The organism is Flavobacterium sp. C3NV (assembly GCF_046825355.2).
GTDB lineage: Bacteria > Bacteroidota > Bacteroidia > Flavobacteriales > Flavobacteriaceae > Flavobacterium.
The window spans coordinates 1-19,484 of record NZ_JBKQBJ020000001.1 but is presented as its reverse complement, the minus strand read 5'-3'; the positions used below and the strand labels follow the sequence as shown (position 1 = coordinate 19,484).

The window sequence follows — 19,484 nt, the reverse complement described above, 5'->3', positions numbered from 1 at the left end:
TTCTTTCGCCTCCTTCGAATAAAGATTTATTCAAAACAATGATGGATAAATACCGAAAGAGTTTACTGGATTTCTAACTTATAGAGATAATCCTATTTCGAATTCTAGTTTTCTGTTTTTGACTTTGCCTGTGATGATGCAGCATTTTTCATATTGTTCGGTTCATATGAATTTGAGCATGGAGCAGCATTATCAGCGAGGTCATCCCAGTGTCCCCAGTCGCCTTTATATTGTTTTCTGTAAACCATGTCGGTTTTATTGCCATAAATAAGGCTTTCATAAGGACATTTTTTTAGATTCTCGTTGTTGTTTGGGGTGGAGTTTTTCATGACGCTTATTTTTGAATGGTTAAGAGATTCAAAATTAGGTATATAAGGATGGATTATTTTATATTTAAAAGTCTATTTGTTGTCAAATTATCATGTTGGATAAATCTTTTAACGTGAGATCTAATAAATTGATATGCAATTTTTTAAAAAGTTTTTCCCAATTAAATCTTTGTTAAAAGTGTAAAGTCATTTTAATATTGATTTGAACTTTGTAAGAACTGTTTAACTAAAAAGAAATGATTATGGAAACGCAAATAATTGAACTGGAAAAAAAATATTGGCACGGAATGGAAAATCATGATTATGAAACGGTAAAAAATCTAACTGGTTTTCCGTGTATTATCGCCGGCAAAAATGGTGTACAAACTGTAAATGAGGCCAAGTTTAAAAAGATGTTTGAATCAGGAGATGGAGATAAAATACAAGTAGTGAATTTTTCTGATATAGAAGCGCAATTGGTTGCTGAAAATACTGCAATAATAGCCTATGTGATAGCATTAGGAATAACAGACAATAAAGAAAAAGCTCCCATGAAATGTGCCTGCACTTCGACCCGGATCAAAGAAAAAAACAACTGGATTTGTGTATTGCATACCGAAACAGAATTGTCTGAGTAATTTTTTAATTGAAAGAATGGGTCGCCCTGGCTAGTTCTTTCAATTAATTATTTGTGTATGCTCCATATTGTTGGCACACACTATAATTCACAATTTTTATAAAGTTACTATTGATCATCATTACAATAGAAAATCTCCATGAGCTTTTTCTTCAAGCGTACTGCAGAATTCACCATCAGGATAAGTAGAGTCTTTACTAAAGCACAATAAAGGTTCATTTACAGATTCGTAGGTGTGATCAAGATGGTTACGTTCATGTTTTTCCATAAATATTTGTGATCCTGAAAATAGAGATGTTTGCTGGTGATAATTATCGTATTGAGTTGTTATCATGTTGATTGTCTTTAAGTTTGATGATTTATAATTCAAATTTAGCGAGACAATACAGGAAATACTTATATGTTTTAGCTCAAAAGTTATTTAATTTTCAGTTTTTAAATCTCTCGAAATATCGAGATAGCTTTAAACTCAGTTGTTCATATTTGTCAATTGCATATTTGTCAATTGATGAAAAGTAGTCTTGAATACTGAAATATTTGAATATCCCGCTTTATATACAATTTCGGTACTTTTGAGATTCGTATCTTTTATTACTACTATCGCACGGAGCCCTTACTATTTCGCATATTGGACAAATTATACAGCTTGTTTTTAATTGAAAAAAAATCTGCCTAATGGTTTTTGGTAACATTAATTTGATGATTCAATAAAGACCTGTTAAAGATTTCTTAAAATCAAAAAGTTTACTATATGTCAATTTTTATTCATTTTTGCAGTGAAATATTTACTAATATTAATAATTTAACTGAAATGGAAAAAAATAGGTTTTTGATTTATGTGGTTTTCTTATTGGTTTCGCTGACAGCAGCAGGACAAAAAGGCGCTATTAAAGGTAAGGTTTTTGATGGTGCATTTCCGCTTCCGGGAGCGATTGTACAGTTGAATGGGACTCAAAAAAGCGCATCAACAGATTTTGAAGGAAGTTATAATTTTACCGGAGTCGACAGTGGTACTTATGAAATAAGTGTTACTTATGTGGGGTATCAAAAATACACACAGACCATTACAATCGAGCCGGGAAAGGTTACGGTTATTCCGGGTATATTATTATCAGCTTCATCAAATGACCTGGATGAAGTAGTGGTAAAAGAACATTCAAGAAGACTGAGCGAAGCAAAAGCATTAAATATTCAGAAAAATGCAATTAATTTAGTGAATGTTATTGCGGCGGATGGTATTGGAAAACTTCCGGACAGAAATGCTGCAGAGGCAGTACAGCGTGTTCCGGGTGTTTCTATCGAAAGAGATCAGGGCGAAGGCCGTTATGTAGCGGTAAGAGGTTTGCCTGCTGAATGGAGTTCGACTACGATGAATGGAAACAGGATTCCAACTGCGGCTGATGAAGGAGCGAGCAGAGCTACGGCATTTGATTTTTTTCCTACTGAAATGATTGGTTATGTGGAGGTTTCAAAAGCGCTTACGCCAGATATTGACGGTGATGCTTTGGGCGGAAGTGTGAACTTTGTAACTAAAACTGCTCCATCTAAATTTACTGTAGATGCGTCTCTTGGATTGGGATACAATGCAAAATCTGACAAAGGCGTTTACAGCGGATCGGTTTTAGTGGGTGATAAATCCAAAAACGGAAAATTTGGTTATATCGTGAATTTCTCTCAGTGGAACAGAAACTGGGCTTCGGACAATTTTGAAGCAAGAAGATCTGGAGACGAAGGTGTGTATCGTTTAGAATTAAGAGATTATACAGGAGTAAGAAAAACAACAGGTTTTAATGGTGGATTCGAATTTAATCCAAATGAAAGAAATAAGTTTTATGTAAAATTAAATTACGGAAAACTCCTTGATGAGGAAACTCATTTTAAACATCGTATACGATTTGATAAATTTAATACTGCAACAAATACGGGAAGAATCGAGCTTCAGAATATTTACAATGAATTGAATTTTGATTTTTACGGTGGAGAAGTAGGAGGAAAACACATTGGGAACAAAGGTGTTTTTACCTGGAGCTTGGCCACTTACAGTACTCAGTTTTATTATGGCAATGTTCCTGATAAACAAAATAACAGTTATTATTCAGTATTTTTTAAACAAGATGGCGTTGGATTCGATCCGGCGTATATTCAGAATAAAGGAAATGGGCCAAGAGCATATTGGAATTCTGATGGAGGATATATGAATCCGGATAATATGTTTGGTTATTTGTCTAATCCCAATTTTCAGGACAGTGCTAATTTGATGAATTTTACGACGCTGGAACTTTATAAAGTAGGCGTAAAGGAAAGAGACAATATTGTGGCCGCAGTAAATTATGAATTTGATGTAAATGAAAATCTGAAATTAAAAGTAGGAGGTAAATTTTTAGACAAAGACAGAATCGCTACTTTTTCTGATGAATTTTACAATTGGACGGGAGCCGCTGCAGTGCCAAAATTATCAGAGTATGGTCAGTACAATATATTGCAGCCGGGACGCACTGATTACTTAAAAGAGCTGAACACCAACATAGGAAATAGTTTTGGAGCAGTACTTTCGCCAACCGGAATGAATCAGTTTTATAAGGATAATTTCTTTAATGGTAATCTGACACTTTCTGAATCTGATTCTGAAATACTTGAAAACGGAGGAGGATTAGGGCGCAATTTTAATGTAGATGAAACTCATGCTTCTGCTTACGGAATGGCAACTTACAAAATTAGTGATAAACTAACGTTTCTTGGAGGTTTAAGAGCAACGAATACAAATACAAAAGTTAGCGGTTATCAATTTGATGTAACCCCTGAAAATCCTGATGGAGTACTTTCAAAAGTTACAAAAACAAAAAGTTACCTTTCTCTTTTGCCAATGCTGCATTTAAAATATACTCCCGAAGAAAATACAAATCTTCGACTGGCAGCTACAAGAACTTTTACGAGACCTGATTTTGGATATTTAGCACCGGGAGGAACTTATTTGGCGGCAGATAATGAGTATGATGGAGGAAATCCAAATGTAAATCCTACCTATTCTTATAATTTCGATGTAATGGGAGAGCATTATTTTGGAAGACTTGATGTGGTATCTGCAGGATTGTTTTATAAAGTGATTACCGATCCAATTTTTATGGATACCAAACAAGGTGATATCAACGGACATACCGGAGTAGAGATTTCACAGCCTATGAATGGTGATAATGCATGGCTTTTTGGAGCGGAAGTAAGCGGAAACAAGAAATTTGATTTCCTTCCGGGTTTTCTTAATGGTTTTGGAGTTCAGGCCAACTATACTTTTACAAAATCTAAAATGACTATTCCGGGAAGAGCAGGAACTACAAGTCTTCCCAGACAAGGTGATCATTTGGCGAATCTTCAGTTGTATTATGAAAAAGGAAGAGTAAATGTGAGAGCTGCTTACAACTTTAAATCAAAATATATTACAGAGCATGGTACAAGCGGTTTAAAGAGAGATGATGTATATTATGGTGCATACTCTGCGCTGGATGCCAACCTTACATTCAAAATATCGGATCACTTTACCATTTTTGCCGAAGCGAATAATCTGCTTAATGACAAATTGGAATATTATTATGGTGATGACAGCCGACCAAAACAAGTTGAGTTTTATGGAATAAGAGGCCAAATGGGAATCAAATGGAGCCTATAGAATTGTGTTTATTGTTTTTTTATTGGGAGCCGGCTTTATGCCGGCTTCCTTTATTAAGGGTTAATTCGTTTTTACTATTAATTTAAAAATTTTACTATTTGTAACATTTGTGTATTTTGATGAAACATCTTTTATTTTACTTTCTTCAAAATTATTTGTTGCTTATAAGCTGAACGCTTAGGTTCTTGTATTATGGTGGTTTAAGCTATTTAAATGGTGTTTTGGTACGCCAGGTCAGAGCTTTGGAGAAAATAAAATGTTTACTATTTGTAAATAATTTAATAATTAGTTTACTTTTGCTTAATATTAATCAGTGTTTTGAATGCTACTTTTGTACTTGTAAAAACGGATTAATCATGCGAGAAAAAGTAAATAAATTTACAAATAGTAAAAAAATGTCAACCGCCTTAATTATTGCAGCTGTCTTTTTATGTTATACAGGAATGTATGCCATTCGTAAGTCATTTTTGGCGGGACAGTACAATGATCTTTCTTTGGGTTTTGGACTTAATGCAAAAATCATTTTGGTTATAAGTCAGGTACTGGGATATATGGTTTCTAAATTTGTGGGGATCAAAGTGATTTCTGAAATGAAAAAAGAAAAACGAGCTTTGTGGCTGGTCTGTTTTATTACTTTTAGTTTGCTCATGTTGGGATTGTTTGCCATTGTACCGCCAAAATTGAAAGTTGTTGCGCTTTTCTTTAATGGATTGCCGCTTGGAATGGTTTTCGGAATTGTTTTCTCTTATATCGAAGGAAGAAAAAACACAGAACTTCTTGCTGCCGCTCTTAGTGCCACTTTTATATTCTCTACAGGATTGGTAAAAACAATAGGACTTCTTTTAATGCGTGATTTTAATGTGAGCGAATATAATATGCCATTTCTTACCGGTCTGATTTTCTTTCCGCTTTTTTTACTTTCTGTAGTGGTGCTCAACTATTCTAAAGGTCCCAGCGAAAGTGATATTATAGAACGTTCTGAAAGACAGCCAATGTATAAAAATGAGCGAAAAGATTTTATAAAAGCAAATTGGGTGGGTTATTTCGGTTTAGTAGCTGTTTATGTAGTACTAACGATTGTGCGCGATTTTAGAGATAATTTTATTGTTGAATTTTGGGCGGACCAGGGATATTCAGGAACTCCAAAAATTATCACCTTAACAGAAATTCCCGTTGCAATTTCGGTTTTGCTGATAGCCGCAGCAGGTACTTTGATACGTAAAAACAAAAAAGCATACAATATAGGTATGGGACTAACGGTTTTAGGATCTGTTATGGTTTTGATTTCGACAATTATGTTCAAAAATCATTTAATGTCTCCCGTGTACTGGATGATTGCCAGCGGTATTGGCGTTTATCTGCCATATATTTTATTTCACTGCCTGATTTTTGAGCGTTTGGTGGCGCTGTTGAGCTTTAAGGGCAATGTTGGTTTCTTATTTTACATTGCAGATGCGTTTGGTTACTTAGGAAGTGTTGTGGTTCTGGTGCTTAAAGAAATTACAGGTTTTAATCAGAGCTGGAGTGACTTTTTTATATCCTTAAACATAACGTCTGCTGTTGTAATAGGAATGCTGGCACTTTTTTCTATGTGGTATTTTAACCGACGTTTTGCTCAAAAAAAACTTAAAGCAGAAGTGATATTTTGTTCATAATCTTATATTAAAATAATAATGAATATTAAATACGATTTAATTGTTATTGGCGGAGGCGCGTTGGGTGCTTTCCATGCTTATCATGCACTTGAAGCAGGATTGAAGGTAGCTGTAATAGAAAAAGACAAACAGCCCATAAGTGCAACGGTACGTAATTTTGGTCAGGTAGTTCCCTCCGGAATGGATACCAAATGGCAGAATTACGGACGCGAGAGCCTTAGAATTTATGATGATATCCAGAGTCGGTTTGATATTTCTGTACGAAAAAATGGTTCCGTTTATTTTGCTTCAAATGATGAAGAAGTACAGCTTATAGAAGAGCTGAGTATTATAAATAAACACAATAGTTACGAATCTAATTTGCTTACAAAAGAGCAATGTCTTGAAAAATATCCCGGACTTAGAAATGATTATGTCAAAGCCGGACTGTTTTTTCCTGATGAAGTAACAGTGGAGCCAAGAATAATGATCAACCGCTTATTGGATTTTTTGATAAAGGAGAAGGGTTTGGATTATTTTGGTAATACAAAAGTGCTTAATTGTGATGCATCTTCAGAAGAAACCACAGTGATAACAGCGAGCGGGGAGATTTATAAAGCTTCAAAAGTGATCTTGTGCTGTGGTTCAGAATTCAAAATATTGTATCCCGACGTATTTGCAAAAAGTGATCTTGAAGTCACAAAGCTGCAAATGCTTCAAACCAAACCACAACCAGGTTACGAACTCAAAGGTTCTATATTGACGGGATTATCGATAAGACGTTATGAGGCTTTTTATGAATGCCCGTCTTTTACAGCAATTAAAGCAAAGGAAGATCTAAATAGTTTCGAAAAAAAATGGGGCGTTCATATTTTATTCAAGCAGGCAACAGACGGTTCGGTTATTATAGGCGATTCGCACGAATATGCAGATGCAGCGAATATAGACGATCTGGGATTTGATCTAAAAATGGAAGTGGATGATTTTATGATTGCCGAAGCTAAAAAGATATTTAATCTCCCAACATTCGAAATTCAAAATCGTTGGTACGGCATGTATTCCCAATGCAAAGAAAATGATATTTTTCAGCATACTGTTGACGAAAACATTCACATCATAACAGGAATAGGAGGAAAAGGAATGACAGGAAGTGCAGGATTTTCAAAAGAAAACATTAAGAATATATTTAATTTAAAATAGATGACAGATATTAAACTAGTAGTTTTTGATATGGCGGGAACTACCGTAAACGAAAACAATCTTGTATATAAAACCGTTCAAAAGGTGATTAATCAGGAAGGATTTTCGATTTCCCTTGATGAAGTATTACAACATGGTGCGGGTAAGGAAAAGCATAAAGCCATAACAGATGTTTTGACAGCCTGTACAACTAATATTGATATTGCAACGATTGCAGACAAAGCCTTTGGTAATTTTAAAACTACTTTAGAAACGGCTTATGAAGAAGCTCAAATATCGACATTTGACGGAATGCAGGACTTTTTTGATACGTTAAGAAAGCATGATATTAAAATCGTACTCAATACAGGTTACGATTCTAAAACCGCCAATAAGTTACTTGAAAAATTGAACTGGAAAGTAGGGAATCAGATTGATGCTTTGATTACATCTGATGATGTTGTAAACGGAAGACCTAATCCTGATATGATTCAGATGGCAATGGCAAGCTTTGGCATTACAGATCCTGCTCAGGTTTTGAAAGCCGGTGATTCTGAAATTGATATTATGGAAGGTAAAAATTCAGGATGTGCTATAACTGTCGGAGTTCTTAGCGGAGCCCAGAACAGAGAGCAGCTTCAGGTTGCCAATCCCGACTATATTTTGAATAATGTAATGGAGATTGAAAGTATTTTATTTCAATAAAAAATAGTAGTTGTAAAACCCGTCTGAAAAGGGCGGGTTTATTCATTTTTAGCTAGAAAGAAATAAAGAACCAGCATTTTTGATGGTACATTTCCTTTATTTACCGGAACGTGCGGAATCCTTCCGTCAAAAAATATAGAATCTCCTTCTTTTAGTAAAACTTCTTCCTGCCCGATGATATACCAGCATTCGCCGCTTAAAATATATTTAAACTCATAAGCATCCGTTTCTACTTTTCCCCGCTCAGAACCCGGCTGGACTTCCAGTAAAACAGCTTCAAAAGCAACAGACGATAATTGTTTACCAAAAATAGACTGATAAGCAAACCCCTTTGCTTCATCTTCTTTTTCAATTACTGCATTGTCTTCTTTTCTGGAAATTATAAAATTGCTTTTATCGGATTTAGGCAAACCGTTAAAAAAATCAGAAACTTCAATTCCAAGCGCTTGTATAATGTGTAATAGAACAGGAAGCGAAGGTATAGTTCGTCCGTTTTCAATTCGTGAAATAAGGCCATTACTCACATCGGCATCTGTAGCAACAGTGTTTATAGTGAGGTTATTTTTTTTACGAATCTCTTTAATTCTTTTTCCTAAGCCAATAAGATAATCTTCCATAAAATTTACTATAAGTAAAACAATTGTAAAAGTGCTAAAATTACTTTACAATTCAAAATAATCATTTTTGCAGTAAAATGCGCCAGTCAAAATGTATAATACTAATTGTCAAAGAAATAAATAATCAGCATTCTGGCTGGTTTTTTACCTTTATTAATGGGAACATGCATTATTCTTCCGTCAAAAAAAAGAGAGTCACCTTCTTTTAGTGTATACGTTTCGTTTCCTATTATATAATCGACTTCTCCTGAAAGAATGTATTTATACTCAAACGCATCAGTACTTACCTGTTCTCTGAAACTGTTGGGTTCCAGCGTTAAAAAAACGATATCAACGGTTGAATTCTTGATGCTTCGGGTTAAAAACCGCTCATACGAAAAACCATTTGATCCTTCTTTCTGGAAGTACTCATAATCACCTTTTCTTTTTATCAAAATCATCTCTTCTTCAGGGCTGATATCCTTAAAAAAGTCACTTAAATTAACCTGCAATGCCGAGACGATTCCCAATAATACACTTAAGGAAGGAATACTTCGTCCCTTTTCTATTTGCGAAATCATCCCTTTGCTCACGTCACTTAAATCAGCAAGCTCCTGAACTGTAAAGCTCTTTTCCAGACGGTATTGTTTTATTCTTTTACTGATTTCAAGTAAAATGGCTCCTTCCATGTTTAGTATTTGTACACAATGTTTAATGATAAACATTACTTCATATTATGTTTACATATAGTAAACAATTGTGTAGTAATATTGCGCTGTAAAAATAGATAAAAAAATGGAAATACTTCTATTTGGCCGATCTGGCGTGCAAGACAACACTAAAAATAATGTTGGCTTAACGTAAGGCGAAACTAAAAATGGTACCAAAAATTAAATAGTCGCTAATTTTCTGAAACAAAAAATAAAAAGAGCAAATTGTTGTACAAGCTTAATCCGCATATGATATATAATGATGTTGCAGCTCACGGATATTTTATTTTGAGTGTAACTAAAAAACAAATCACTATCAGTTACAAGTTTAATGAAGATATACTGTTGAGAGATAGTAAAGAAAGACAAGGACCCGATTTTGTCATCGATAACTCAAATAAATTAAAGAAAAATGTGTAGTTCATGCGTTATGCTGTTTAATGAAAAAAACGGCAGCATTCTTCCCGAATATACGGCTTTGCCTACCTTACAAAAAGGCGAAATTTTAGTAAAAAATAAATATACGACTTTGTGCGGCAGCGATCTGCACACCTTTACCGGAAGACGAAAAGAACCGTCACCAATTGTTTTGGGACATGAAATTGTGGGAGAAATTCTGGAATTGGCACAAAACGAACCTTTTTACGATTTAAATGGAAATATCTTAAAAGCGGGCGATCTGATTACCTGGACCATATTTGCAGCAACAGAAAGTGATGAATTCGTAAAAGACAAAATGCCTCAAAAGTCGGCAAGTTTATTTAAATACGGTCATGTTCAGTTTACCGAGAAAGAAAAATTCAACGGTGGATTAGGCACGCATTGTATCTTAAAAAAAGGAACGGGAATTCTAAAAGTACCATTATCAGTCGATGAGAAATTTGCTCCCATAATCAATTGCGCGGGAGCTACAGCAATGGCGGCTCATCGTTTAATTGACGAGATTGAAAATAAAAATGTGCTGATTCTGGGCGCCGGAGTTTTGGGTTTAATTGCTTCTGCGATTACCAAACAGAAAAAAGCGGCAACTGTTACGATACTCGATATTGATGATACCCGACTGGAAAACAGCAAATCTTTTGGTGCAGATAGTGTTTATAATAGTTTAAATCCTATTGAAGAGCTTACTGCGATAACTTCTAAATTTTATAAAAAAGGATTTGATGTTGTTATAGACATGAGCGGTTCAGTTGAAGCCATAAAAACTGGTCTAAAGTTTAGTGCAACAGGAGCACAGCATATCTGGATAGGAGCCGTCACGCCAACTGAAAATATCGAAATAAATCCGGAAGTAATGATTCGGAAATTGTTAAGTATTAAAGGAATGCACAATTATAATTATGAAGATTTTATCAACGCAGTAAACTTCTTTCAAGATCATTTTACCGATTATCCTTTTGGCACTTTCATAGAGAAAGAATTTACATTACAAGAAACAGAAAAAGCATTTCAGTATGCCATTAAATATAAACCTTACAGGGTTTTAATAACACTTTAAAGTTAGCAGATTCTCAAAAATAAAAAGGTAGCAATGCTATTTTATTTTAAATTTACCAATAGAATCTAAACTTAAATTAAAACACTTAATGCTGATTATAATGAGACAAAAGATATTTATCATTTTACTTCTCACAGTGATATCCTGCAGAACAGATAAGGCTTTAACACCAGAACAAAATACTAGTTTGGAAGAAGTCTCAATAAAAAAAGAAGATATCCTGGTATCTGAACCACTTTCAGCCGAACAACAAGCCAAGTTAAAACCAATTGAAGTACTGGAACGATTAAAAAGTGGCAATAAAGCTTTTGTAGAAGACAACCTTACGATTCGTAATACTACAGAAAGGGTTAGAAAAGCATCTTTAGGTCAGTATCCAAAAGCAGTAATATTGTCCTGTTTGGATTCCCGTGTTCCGGTAGAAGATGTTTTTCATAGCGGTATTGGAAATCTATTTGTAGCAAGAGTGGCAGGGAATGTTGTTAATGATGATATTCTGGGAAGCCTGGAATATGCCTGTAAAGTTTCTGGCGCAAAGGTAGTGTTAGTTTTAGGTCATGAATATTGTGGAGCTATCAAATCTGCTATAAGTGATGTCAAATTAGGAAATATCACAACACTTTTAGATAAAATACAGCCGGCAGTTAAAGAGGCAGGTTTAACTTTTAAAGGTGATAAGACAGCTTCAAACGAAGCATTTGTAGAAGCAGTATGTAATGCGAATGTTTTACTTGCTATTGATCAGGTTCGTAAAAGAAGCAGCATTTTGAAGGAAATGGAACAAAAAGGCGAAATACTAATAGTTGGCGCTGTTTATAATATGAAAACCGGTAGAGTGGAATTTTTGACTCAGCGAGATTAGTTTGACATAATTACATCTGTTTTCAGGTAATGATTGAGAAGAATTCCCATTGCGGCAAATCTAATAAAACGTTTTGGAATTTATTTTTTAAAGAACCAGGAGATTGCAGAAGGAATATTACACATTTACAATCTATTAGAAGTCAATATTCTAATAACAAAAAGCCTTTTAGAATTTTAATCTAAAAGGCTTTTCTATTGCTATAAAGTTTGAAATCAGACTTTGGTATTATGATTCGAGATATAATTTAAGGTTTTTGATATCATCGTTTACGATTTTCTCAAAATAAGGATTGAGCAGTTTCGCCGCACCTTCACCTGCCAATCCTAGCGGAGCGCGATATGAAATAGTGACATCTATTTCTGTATTTTTCCGTTGGCTTTGAAGATTACTTTTCCGAAGTTTTTAACCGAGGCATCTGCAAGAGATTGCCAGCTTAGCAGTTTTTCTTTTTGATCTTTAATAATCTCTGCGTTCCATGTAAGTGTTCCAATACCTCCCGGACCTTTTGCAGTCCACTCAGATTTAGTTTCGCTTATTGTTTTAACCGATTCTAAGTGATTCATGAATTTAGGCAGATTTTCGAGATTACGCCAAAAAGCATATACTTCACTAATAGGTTTGTTGATAATGGCGCTTGTTCTGATGTTCACATTCGAAGGCTTGTCATTTTTTAGATGATCTACTGCACTGTAAACGGGGCAATAACCGCTAATTCCTCTGGCAAGCATGGCGCCGCCGGAACTGATTTTAGCGATACTTTTATTTTCCTGCGAAAGTCCTTTATATAAAAGGTAAGATCCGCTCGTGATCATTAATATTCTCTCCAATGTCGAAACATTGGCTATGCTGTTGGATGCTGATTTAGTTCCCATATTGTATGTTTTTATAATTAAATATCTTAAGAATTAGGCGTTGTCTTTTTAATCTCTTTTTCGAAAATTAATCGGTTGCAAAATTTTCAGATTCACTGTAATTTTCATCAAAGTTCTCTTCCGGATTATTGGTCTCATCTTCCTCCTGAGTGTCTTGATTTAGATGATGATTCTCTTCACTATTAAAGTCTTCAGGTTGCAACTGATTTTGTAAATCCTGCATTAAATTACGATCTCCCGGATGGTAATTTTTGTTGTCGTCTGTTATCATATCAGTGTGTTTAAAATATATTAATTTTCAGATTCTTATTTCTTGCCAAATGATCGGCTACTGTAAATCAGATCTTATGGCTCATTCAAAATTAAGAACAACAGCATTATTTGTTCTTATAAAATTTTAAGTAAGAGTTCTTTAATTATCAGGGATTTATAAAAACAAAAAAATCCTATCTCGTTTAGAAATAGGATTTTTAATAGAAAAGATTTGTCTGTTAAGTTTTTTCTTCAGGATATTTTTAGTTTAAAACAACTATAGTTTTGCCTATCAATCCCAAAAAAGAACTTAACTTTTTGAAAGTGTTTCAGAAATTTTTTCACCCAGAGCTTTTAATTTTTCAAAAGTTTCTTTAGATACTAATTCTTTGTCAATACTAGCTTTTAGTTTTCCATCCTTTAATACAAAAGAATAAGCGGTTTGTTCTTCGTTGTCTTTTTTCCAAATTTTGCTTCCGGCTTCAGTTGATAAAATATTGTTATCTAAGTTATCAGACAATAATTTCTCCAGTTTTTTACTTTTCGAAGCATCAAAATTTGCCGATAAAGAATAATAAGTATCTGAATTTGAAATAGAAACAGATACAGAAGATCTCGTGGTTTTTGTTTGACCTGAAGGAGCTTTGGCAACCGCTGTTGTATTTCCCGAAGTTGCTTCTGCTGTTTGTGCCTGCGCTAAAGTGTTCCAAATTAGCAAGGTTAAAAATAAAATGATTTTCATAATGAGAAGTTTTAAATTTTTATTCGTTTTTCGTATTAAACTTAAATCCCAAACCTCTTACGCTGGGAATAGAAATGTCCGGATCTTCGCTAAAATATTTTCTGAGACGGCTGATAAAAACGTCCATACTTCGTCCGGAAAAGAAGTCGTCATTGCCCCAGATCTCTTTCAGAATATCTTCACGTTTGACCAGTTTGTTCTTATTGGCATATAAAAACCGAATTAGGTGCGCATCCTTTTCGGTAATTCGGTGCGTAATTTTTTCATGAGTAAGGGTATAATTTTCCCCATCAAAAACATAGCTGCCTATAGAAAATACCATAGTTTTTGAGGTATTGTCTGCAACAGGTTTTTGACTTCGCTTCAGGATATTCTGAATCCTTAAAATCAATTCCTCAACTTCAAAAGGCTTTACTACATAATCATCGGCCCCAAGGCGTAGTCCTTTTATTTTATCTTCCTTAAAGCTTTTTGCTGTTAAAAAGATAAAAGGTGTTTCAGGATATTTGTCGATAATATTTTCAGCCAGCGTAAAGCCATCCATGTGAGGCATCATGATATCCAGAATGCAGATATCCGGTTGGGTAGCCGAAAAAATTTTCAAAGCTTCCTTGCCGTCTTTTGCCCAGGTTACATTAAATCCTGAAAATTCAAGATATTGCTTTAATATAGAAGCGTAATCAAAATCATCTTCGGCTAATAAAATATGATGTTTCATATCGGAATTGTTATTGTGAATAAAGATCCTGTATGTTCTTCACTTTTGACACTAATTGTTCCGCCATACGTTTGTACCAACTGTTTAATATAGAATAACCCCAGGCCAAGTCCTTTGTTGTTATGAATGTTTCCTTTGTCGACTCTGTAAAATTTATCAAAAATCGAAGACTGCTCCTGAACAGGAATACCTTTTCCGTTGTCTTCTACAGAAAGAATAAAGTTTCCGGCCGTTATTTTTAAGTCGGTCACAATTCTAGTAGCGCCATATTTCACGGCATTGTCCAAAAGATTGATTAGAATTGTATTAAGGTGAAAACGATCCATTGAGATTGTGAAGGCTTCTTTTTGGCTAGTGAATTCAATAGTGATATCTGGTTTAAAAAGCTTAAAATCGTCAATCATATTCTTTATTTCTTCGCTCGTAACCTGAATACTGTCCTTATTGGCAATAGGAGCGACAGAGGCTTCTGTTACCTGTCGAAATAATTTTTGAAGTCTTTCATTTTGTCTTGCAATCATAGCGAGCGTATTACTGTAATGTTCCGGGCTCATTTGTTTGTCTTTTCGCTGCAATGTTTTTATTGCAATATCCATCGTAGCAAGCGGCGTTTGAAATTCGTGAGTAATATTATTTACAAAGTCCGTTTTGATATCAGCAATTCGTTTTTGGGAGATAAGATTTTTGAGCGACATATAATATAAGAAAACCACAAAAGCCATCAAAGCGACTGAAAATAGCAATAAACCAGCCATTTTAGAAATAATGATTTGCTGCAATTCATCAAAACTGTAGTAACGGTTGCTTTTTATAACCAGTATCAGTTCGTCATTACTATCCTTAGTTTCCCAACGCCCCATCGAAGAAAGAATTTTGTTTTTCTTTAAAGTATCATTGGCTAAGATTAGTATTTTTCCATCAAATAAGGTACTTTTTTTTCCGTCCTTTATTACTGTTATTGAATTAAGATAAACAGAATAATCAATATCATAATCTTCCGGCTGTGCCATCTTTTTCATATACGTTTTCATCGCTCCTGAAAGCGAATCTTTTTTGATGGTGAGGTATTTAGTAAAAGCTGGTCTGGTTATCTTTCCTTTTGCATATTCTTTTGCATACTTTTTTGAATGTATCGACCAGGTATCGTTTATTTTTTCCCATTCTTCTGTATCTTCCAAACGGGCGATTTGTTTTTTGATAGAGGTATTTATTTCCTTTTCGTATAATTTGTAAGTATTGTAGATAAAATAGCCTTGAATTGTGGCCAGAGCTATTACTGTAAAGATACAGGCACCAATTAAGAGCGTTATTTTTCTTTTCATTTGTTTTTAATGTTTTGATCCGTACAGCGAATCAGTTTGTTTTTGTGGATACAAATCTATTATATTTTAAGCTTTTTCAATTTAAAAACAAGACCGTTAACCGTACTTTAACCCAATTACTATTCGATAAATCAAGCCAACGCCCGAGAGAACTAAAAAGTCTTTGCCAAAAGCTTTTTTGTATTTACAATACGTTTTTTATCCTATGGTGTTTAACCCTTCGTTAACCCTGTGTTAACCATTTTCGGAAAATGATTTACAGAGATTTGCATCAAATAAATCATCAATGAAAAAATTAATCATGTTACTGTTGTGGGGTTCTTTTGCGGGTTATGCGCAAGAAGTTTCCTTGTCTGGAAAGGTAGTCGACGGCTCTGATCAAGCCGTACCTTTCGCAGATGTCCTGCTTTTGCAGGCAAACGATTCTGTTAGTTATAAGGCAGAACAAACAAATGAGTCCGGAGAATTTCGTTTTGGCGGTATAGTAAAAGGAGATTACCTGCTAAAAATGAAAGCAATTGGTTTTGAAGAGTATTACAAAAAAATTACCATTCAAAAAGATACACTTTTGGGTGTGCTTTCTTTAAAAGAAATTTCGAACAATCTTGAAGGTGTTACAGTTACCTCCACAAGGCCTATTGTAAAACGGCTGACTGACAGGCTCGAATTTTCGGTTGAAAACTCATCACTTTCATCCAATAATGCGTGGGAAATTCTAAGTAAAACGCCCGGGGTAATGACCAGTTCCGGAGGAGGAATAAGTATTCGCGGCAGTCAGAGTATACTGGTAACGATCAATGATAAGAAGGTTTATCTTAGTGGGGAAGAATTAAAGCAGTTTTTAGAAGGTACAAGCGGCGAGGAGGTAAAATCGATAGAAGTCATCACCAATCCGCCTGCAAAGTACGAAGCGCAGGGAAGTGCTGTTTTGAACATTAAACTTAAAAAGAATTTATCATTAGGTTATAAAGGCTCTGTAAATACCGCATATGTGCAATCTAAATACCCAAAAGGAATTGCGTCTGTAAATCAGTTTTATAAAGGAGAAAAATTGTCCTTGGCCGGAAGATATGGCCTTGGTTCTGGAGTATATGTCAATGAAGGGACAGATGTTGTGCATTATTTAAAAGAAGATGGTTCGATCGATTCCCGCTGGGAAAGCATCATGAGGCGTAAGTCAAAGTCGCTGGAGCAGCATTCTTACCGCATTCAGGCTTCGTATGAAATTGATTCGCTTAATACGATTTCTGCCGGAGCAACCGGATTAGTAACGCCTCAACAAAAAGGAGATTTTACAGTACCAACGTTTATTTATGGTTCGAATGGTGTTCTGGATTCGTTGTATGTAACCCGAAACAATCGTAGAAATCCGTTACGAAACAATGCTTACAATATGTCTTTTGATCATTTGTTTAACGCAAAAGAAAAAGTATCGGTAACAGCAGATTTTACACAATATTGGCGTCAGGAACGTCAGGATATTGTTTCTGCATTTTCGCTTCCTGAAGAAAGTCCTTATCGAACTACGCGTTTTATTAGCGATAATGTACAGGATATTCAGCTTTTTTCAGCCCAGACCGATTATTCGAATGAAAAGAACGGTACACTGGAAGCCGGTCTAAAATTCGGAAACGTAAAAGCCCAAAGCAATCTTGATTATAAAGACGAAATCAATGGTGATTTCGTGAACAATCCCAAGAGAACCAGTCTTTTTCTTTATGACGAATCTATATTGGCGGGTTACACGAGTTATAGCAAAGAATTTGGAAAGTGGAGTCTTAAAGCAGGCTTGCGCGGAGAATACACAAGTCTGGAAGGAAATTCGGTTACTACTTCTGAAATCAATGAACAGCATTATTTTAAGCTTTTTCCAACATTTTATGGACTTTATAAGCCATCAGAAGGTCATGAAATTGGTATTTCGTATGGCAAGCGAATTACGCGCCCGCAATACAGCAGGTTAAATCCATTTCGTTCTTATTATAATTCCTATTCCTATTTTGTGGGAGATCCTAAATTGTTGCCTACCATTAGCCATAATATCAATTTACTTTATACGCTTAAAAATAAATACAATTTTGATCTTTTTTACCGTCTGGAGAAAAATCCTTCAATGGAAATTTCTTATCAGGATTATGAAACCAATATGCTGGTGTATCATTTTACGAATATTAAAGAAGATTTTGCTTTTGGACTGGAGTTTAATACCAACCTTACTTTGTATGATTTCTGGGAATCCGGGATTCAGGCAGGATTAAGTTATGTCGAAGATAGTTTTCAGGGTAGGGATGGGAATTTCTATAAAAACGGAAAACCGACTTATAATACCAGCATTAGCAATCGTTTTGTACTCAACAAAAAGAAAGATTTAACCGGAGAACTAAATTTTCAATACAATTCCTCATCCGTACAGGGTACTTTTGTGATCAGTCAGACCTCAAATCTTTCTGCATCTATTCGCAAGAAAATATGGAAAGGCAATGGAGAAGTGTATGCCATCTTTTCGGATATTTATCGCGGAGAACAAGAAAAGGTCGTTACCAATTATGCAGACCAGTATAATTACTTCAAGTCATATGGCGATACCCAGAGTTTTAGACTAGGATTTCGTTATAATTTTGGAAATCAGAATTTGGTCAACAAAAAGAAAGAAGGGCAAACCGAGGAACAGCAAAGGTTATAATTTTAAAAATTTTAGAAAATCAATAAAAAGAAGCCCATTTCGTATGAAATGGGCTTTTTAGATGTTAATGTTTATGGAGCAATTACAAACTATTTATTGAGCATCCCAAGCTGCACTGGCATAATAAATAGAACTTGTTACAGGAGCTTTCCAGTATTCCTGACTACCGCCACGGAAAGTATGAAGACTTACTGCGTTTACATTTCGCTTAGAATCGTTAGTTACCCAACGAATAGTTTGATTTAATAACTCGGTACCATTTACATAATATTTGACATATCCGTTAGTATTTGATCCTGTATTTAGTTTAACAGATATTTGACAATTATATGTCACACCTTCTTGTATGAAATATTTTTTTCCAAAATCATTACCAAATTGTCCCGGCTGATCTTTATAATAAACGTAAGGCTGAAGGTAAGCGCCACTTCCTTTGGCGCTGTTTGATCCGTTTGGACAATACCACATAAATCGGGCACTACCGCCATTGCCATCCCATCCCGGATCGCCACCGGTGTTTTGATCGCCAATTAATATACCATATCCGCATTTACCGCCTCTGCTCCAATAAAATCCTGAATTAAATTTCATCTGGAACCAAACGGTGTAAATATCCCCTGACCAAACGCCATACGATGTGCACAAACCACCCGGACAGGATAGTGTATTGGTTTGCAATGTAATTGTTCTGGCTCCGGCACCGCCACCTGCTAAGGCAGCAGCTGCGGCGGCTTCTTTGTTCGTGTTTTGCGACACATCTTTTGCACTTTGTGCTGCTTCTTTGCCAGCGGCTTGTGGCTCGTTTAATTCTTGTTCCTTTTCACAGGAATTAAAGACTACTGCCATAATAAATAGCAAACTTGTTAATCTGAAGAATTTTTTCATTTGTAAAAACTTTAAGGTTAATAATTAATTAATGGTTAGTAAAATATGGATAGTAATATCAATGTATAAGCAATTAATAAACAGCGCATTATAATTGATACAGCAAAGTTGAATAATAACAATTTGAAAGGGGAGTAAAAAAGTACGATTTTAGGTATGTAAAAATCTTACATATGTGTTTTGTGTATTTTTTTGGTGTTTAAAAAGTGTTTTTATT

18 protein-coding genes are annotated in these 19,484 nt (G+C 34.9%); 8 read left to right on the top strand and 10 right to left on the bottom strand.

The features are described 5' to 3' along the window. Nucleotides 1-104: 104 nt before the first annotated feature. Nucleotides 105-329 carry a hypothetical protein gene (locus tag ACIDC4_RS00090; RefSeq protein WP_412043813.1) on the bottom strand — a complete coding sequence of 75 codons (225 nt, stop codon included), beginning with the start codon at nt 327-329 and terminating at the stop codon, nt 105-107. A 242-nt stretch (nt 330-571) separates the two neighbouring features. On the opposite strand from ACIDC4_RS00090, the gene ACIDC4_RS00085 reads away from it, so the two are divergent. Continuing rightward, complete coding sequence (locus tag ACIDC4_RS00085; RefSeq protein ID WP_412043812.1) at nt 572-946, top strand: DUF4440 domain-containing protein; 375 nt, start codon at nt 572-574, stop codon at nt 944-946. 120 nt (nt 947-1,066) lie between these two features. On the opposite strand, the gene ACIDC4_RS00080 is transcribed toward ACIDC4_RS00085, so the two are convergent. Beyond that, the gene (locus ACIDC4_RS00080) at nt 1,067-1,279 is read right to left on the bottom strand and encodes a hypothetical protein (protein ID WP_412043811.1); all 213 of its coding nucleotides are present in this window, start codon (nt 1,277-1,279) and stop codon (nt 1,067-1,069) included. Between the two features lie 477 nt (nt 1,280-1,756). Between ACIDC4_RS00080 and ACIDC4_RS00075 the strand changes: the two genes are divergently transcribed. From ACIDC4_RS00075 to ACIDC4_RS00060, 4 genes are all read left to right on the top strand, one after another. Further along, nucleotides 1,757-4,606, top strand: a complete 2,850-nt coding sequence (locus tag ACIDC4_RS00075) for a TonB-dependent receptor (protein WP_412043810.1) — start codon at nt 1,757-1,759, stop codon at nt 4,604-4,606. A 356-nt stretch (nt 4,607-4,962) separates the two neighbouring features. Continuing rightward, on the top strand, nt 4,963-6,261 hold the full coding sequence (locus ACIDC4_RS00070; RefSeq protein WP_488381119.1) for a DUF5690 family protein: 1,299 nt from the start codon (nt 4,963-4,965) through the stop codon (nt 6,259-6,261). 18 nt (nt 6,262-6,279) lie between these two features. Next, on the top strand, nt 6,280-7,440 hold the full coding sequence (locus ACIDC4_RS00065) for a TIGR03364 family FAD-dependent oxidoreductase (protein ID WP_412043808.1): 1,161 nt from the start codon (nt 6,280-6,282) through the stop codon (nt 7,438-7,440). Further along, nucleotides 7,441-8,124, top strand: coding sequence for a phosphonatase-like hydrolase (locus tag ACIDC4_RS00060; RefSeq protein WP_412043807.1), 684 nt, complete (start codon nt 7,441-7,443; stop codon nt 8,122-8,124). A 38-nt stretch (nt 8,125-8,162) separates the two neighbouring features. Here ACIDC4_RS00060 and ACIDC4_RS00055 read toward each other — a convergent pair whose 3' ends face one another. Then, a complete protein-coding gene (locus tag ACIDC4_RS00055; RefSeq protein WP_084074400.1) occupies nt 8,163-8,741 on the bottom strand; it encodes a helix-turn-helix domain-containing protein in 579 nt (192 codons plus the stop codon). A 101-nt stretch (nt 8,742-8,842) separates the two neighbouring features. Then, nucleotides 8,843-9,409: a helix-turn-helix domain-containing protein gene (locus ACIDC4_RS00050; RefSeq protein ID WP_412043806.1), complete on the bottom strand. Its 567-nt coding sequence runs from the start codon at nt 9,407-9,409 to the stop codon at nt 8,843-8,845. Nucleotides 9,410-9,842: 433 nt separating this feature from the next. On the opposite strand from ACIDC4_RS00050, the gene ACIDC4_RS00045 reads away from it, so the two are divergent. Together ACIDC4_RS00045 and ACIDC4_RS00040 are read left to right on the top strand one after the other, a co-directional pair. Further along, on the top strand, nt 9,843-10,928 hold the full coding sequence (locus ACIDC4_RS00045; RefSeq protein ID WP_412043805.1) for a zinc-binding dehydrogenase: 1,086 nt from the start codon (nt 9,843-9,845) through the stop codon (nt 10,926-10,928). 187 nt (nt 10,929-11,115) lie between these two features. Continuing rightward, nucleotides 11,116-11,790 (top strand): carbonic anhydrase family protein, encoded by a 675-nt coding sequence (locus ACIDC4_RS00040; RefSeq protein ID WP_412043804.1) that lies wholly within the window; start codon nt 11,116-11,118, stop codon nt 11,788-11,790. A gap of 356 nt (nt 11,791-12,146) precedes the next feature. Here the strand turns inward: ACIDC4_RS00040 and ACIDC4_RS00035 are convergent, their stop codons facing one another. From ACIDC4_RS00035 to ACIDC4_RS00015, 5 genes are all read right to left on the bottom strand, one after another. Then, nucleotides 12,147-12,665: an SRPBCC family protein gene (locus ACIDC4_RS00035; RefSeq protein ID WP_412043803.1), complete on the bottom strand. Its 519-nt coding sequence runs from the start codon at nt 12,663-12,665 to the stop codon at nt 12,147-12,149. A gap of 67 nt (nt 12,666-12,732) precedes the next feature. Beyond that, nucleotides 12,733-12,936: a hypothetical protein gene (locus ACIDC4_RS00030; RefSeq protein ID WP_412043802.1), complete on the bottom strand. Its 204-nt coding sequence runs from the start codon at nt 12,934-12,936 to the stop codon at nt 12,733-12,735. A gap of 291 nt (nt 12,937-13,227) precedes the next feature. After that, the gene (locus tag ACIDC4_RS00025) at nt 13,228-13,659 is read right to left on the bottom strand and encodes a hypothetical protein (protein ID WP_412043801.1); all 432 of its coding nucleotides are present in this window, start codon (nt 13,657-13,659) and stop codon (nt 13,228-13,230) included. Nucleotides 13,660-13,678: 19 nt separating this feature from the next. Further along, nucleotides 13,679-14,377: a response regulator transcription factor gene (locus ACIDC4_RS00020; RefSeq protein ID WP_412043800.1), complete on the bottom strand. Its 699-nt coding sequence runs from the start codon at nt 14,375-14,377 to the stop codon at nt 13,679-13,681. After that, on the bottom strand, nt 14,374-15,699 hold the full coding sequence (locus tag ACIDC4_RS00015; protein ID WP_412043799.1) for a sensor histidine kinase: 1,326 nt from the start codon (nt 15,697-15,699) through the stop codon (nt 14,374-14,376). Before ACIDC4_RS00015 ends, ACIDC4_RS00020 begins: the two co-directional genes overlap by 4 nt. A gap of 286 nt (nt 15,700-15,985) precedes the next feature. On the opposite strand from ACIDC4_RS00015, the gene ACIDC4_RS00010 reads away from it, so the two are divergent. Continuing rightward, complete coding sequence (locus tag ACIDC4_RS00010) at nt 15,986-18,382, top strand: outer membrane beta-barrel family protein (protein ID WP_412043798.1); 2,397 nt, start codon at nt 15,986-15,988, stop codon at nt 18,380-18,382. 93 nt (nt 18,383-18,475) lie between these two features. Here the strand turns inward: ACIDC4_RS00010 and ACIDC4_RS00005 are convergent, their stop codons facing one another. Continuing rightward, entirely contained in the window at nt 18,476-19,267 is a 792-nt protein-coding gene (locus tag ACIDC4_RS00005; protein ID WP_412043797.1) for a polysaccharide lyase, read from the bottom strand. Nucleotides 19,268-19,484 lie beyond the last annotated feature (217 nt).

Bases quoted from the DNA above. Each gene is read 5' to 3' on its own strand.
- ACIDC4_RS00015 (WP_412043799.1), bottom strand. From the start codon at position 15,699: ATGAAAAGAAAAATAACGCTCTTAATTGGTGCCTGTATCTTTACAGTA.
- ACIDC4_RS00020 (WP_412043800.1), bottom strand. From the start codon at position 14,377: ATGAAACATCATATTTTATTAGCCGAAGATGATTTTGATTACGCTTCT.
- ACIDC4_RS00085 (WP_412043812.1), top strand. From the start codon at position 572: ATGGAAACGCAAATAATTGAACTGGAAAAAAAATATTGGCACGGAATG.
- ACIDC4_RS00075 (WP_412043810.1), top strand. From the start codon at position 1,757: ATGGAAAAAAATAGGTTTTTGATTTATGTGGTTTTCTTATTGGTTTCG.
- ACIDC4_RS00050 (WP_412043806.1), bottom strand. From the start codon at position 9,409: ATGGAAGGAGCCATTTTACTTGAAATCAGTAAAAGAATAAAACAATAC.
- ACIDC4_RS00090 (WP_412043813.1), bottom strand. From the start codon at position 329: ATGAAAAACTCCACCCCAAACAACAACGAGAATCTAAAAAAATGTCCT.
- ACIDC4_RS00065 (WP_412043808.1), top strand. From the start codon at position 6,280: ATGAATATTAAATACGATTTAATTGTTATTGGCGGAGGCGCGTTGGGT.
- ACIDC4_RS00045 (WP_412043805.1), top strand. From the start codon at position 9,843: ATGTGTAGTTCATGCGTTATGCTGTTTAATGAAAAAAACGGCAGCATT.
- ACIDC4_RS00060 (WP_412043807.1), top strand. From the start codon at position 7,441: ATGACAGATATTAAACTAGTAGTTTTTGATATGGCGGGAACTACCGTA.
- ACIDC4_RS00025 (WP_412043801.1), bottom strand. From the start codon at position 13,659: ATGAAAATCATTTTATTTTTAACCTTGCTAATTTGGAACACTTTAGCG.
- ACIDC4_RS00070 (WP_488381119.1), top strand. From the start codon at position 4,963: ATGCGAGAAAAAGTAAATAAATTTACAAATAGTAAAAAAATGTCAACC.
- ACIDC4_RS00080 (WP_412043811.1), bottom strand. From the start codon at position 1,279: ATGATAACAACTCAATACGATAATTATCACCAGCAAACATCTCTATTT.
- ACIDC4_RS00005 (WP_412043797.1), bottom strand. From the start codon at position 19,267: ATGAAAAAATTCTTCAGATTAACAAGTTTGCTATTTATTATGGCAGTA.
- ACIDC4_RS00010 (WP_412043798.1), top strand. From the start codon at position 15,986: ATGAAAAAATTAATCATGTTACTGTTGTGGGGTTCTTTTGCGGGTTAT.
- ACIDC4_RS00030 (WP_412043802.1), bottom strand. From the start codon at position 12,936: ATGATAACAGACGACAACAAAAATTACCATCCGGGAGATCGTAATTTA.
- ACIDC4_RS00055 (WP_084074400.1), bottom strand. From the start codon at position 8,741: ATGGAAGATTATCTTATTGGCTTAGGAAAAAGAATTAAAGAGATTCGT.
- ACIDC4_RS00035 (WP_412043803.1), bottom strand. From the start codon at position 12,665: ATGGGAACTAAATCAGCATCCAACAGCATAGCCAATGTTTCGACATTG.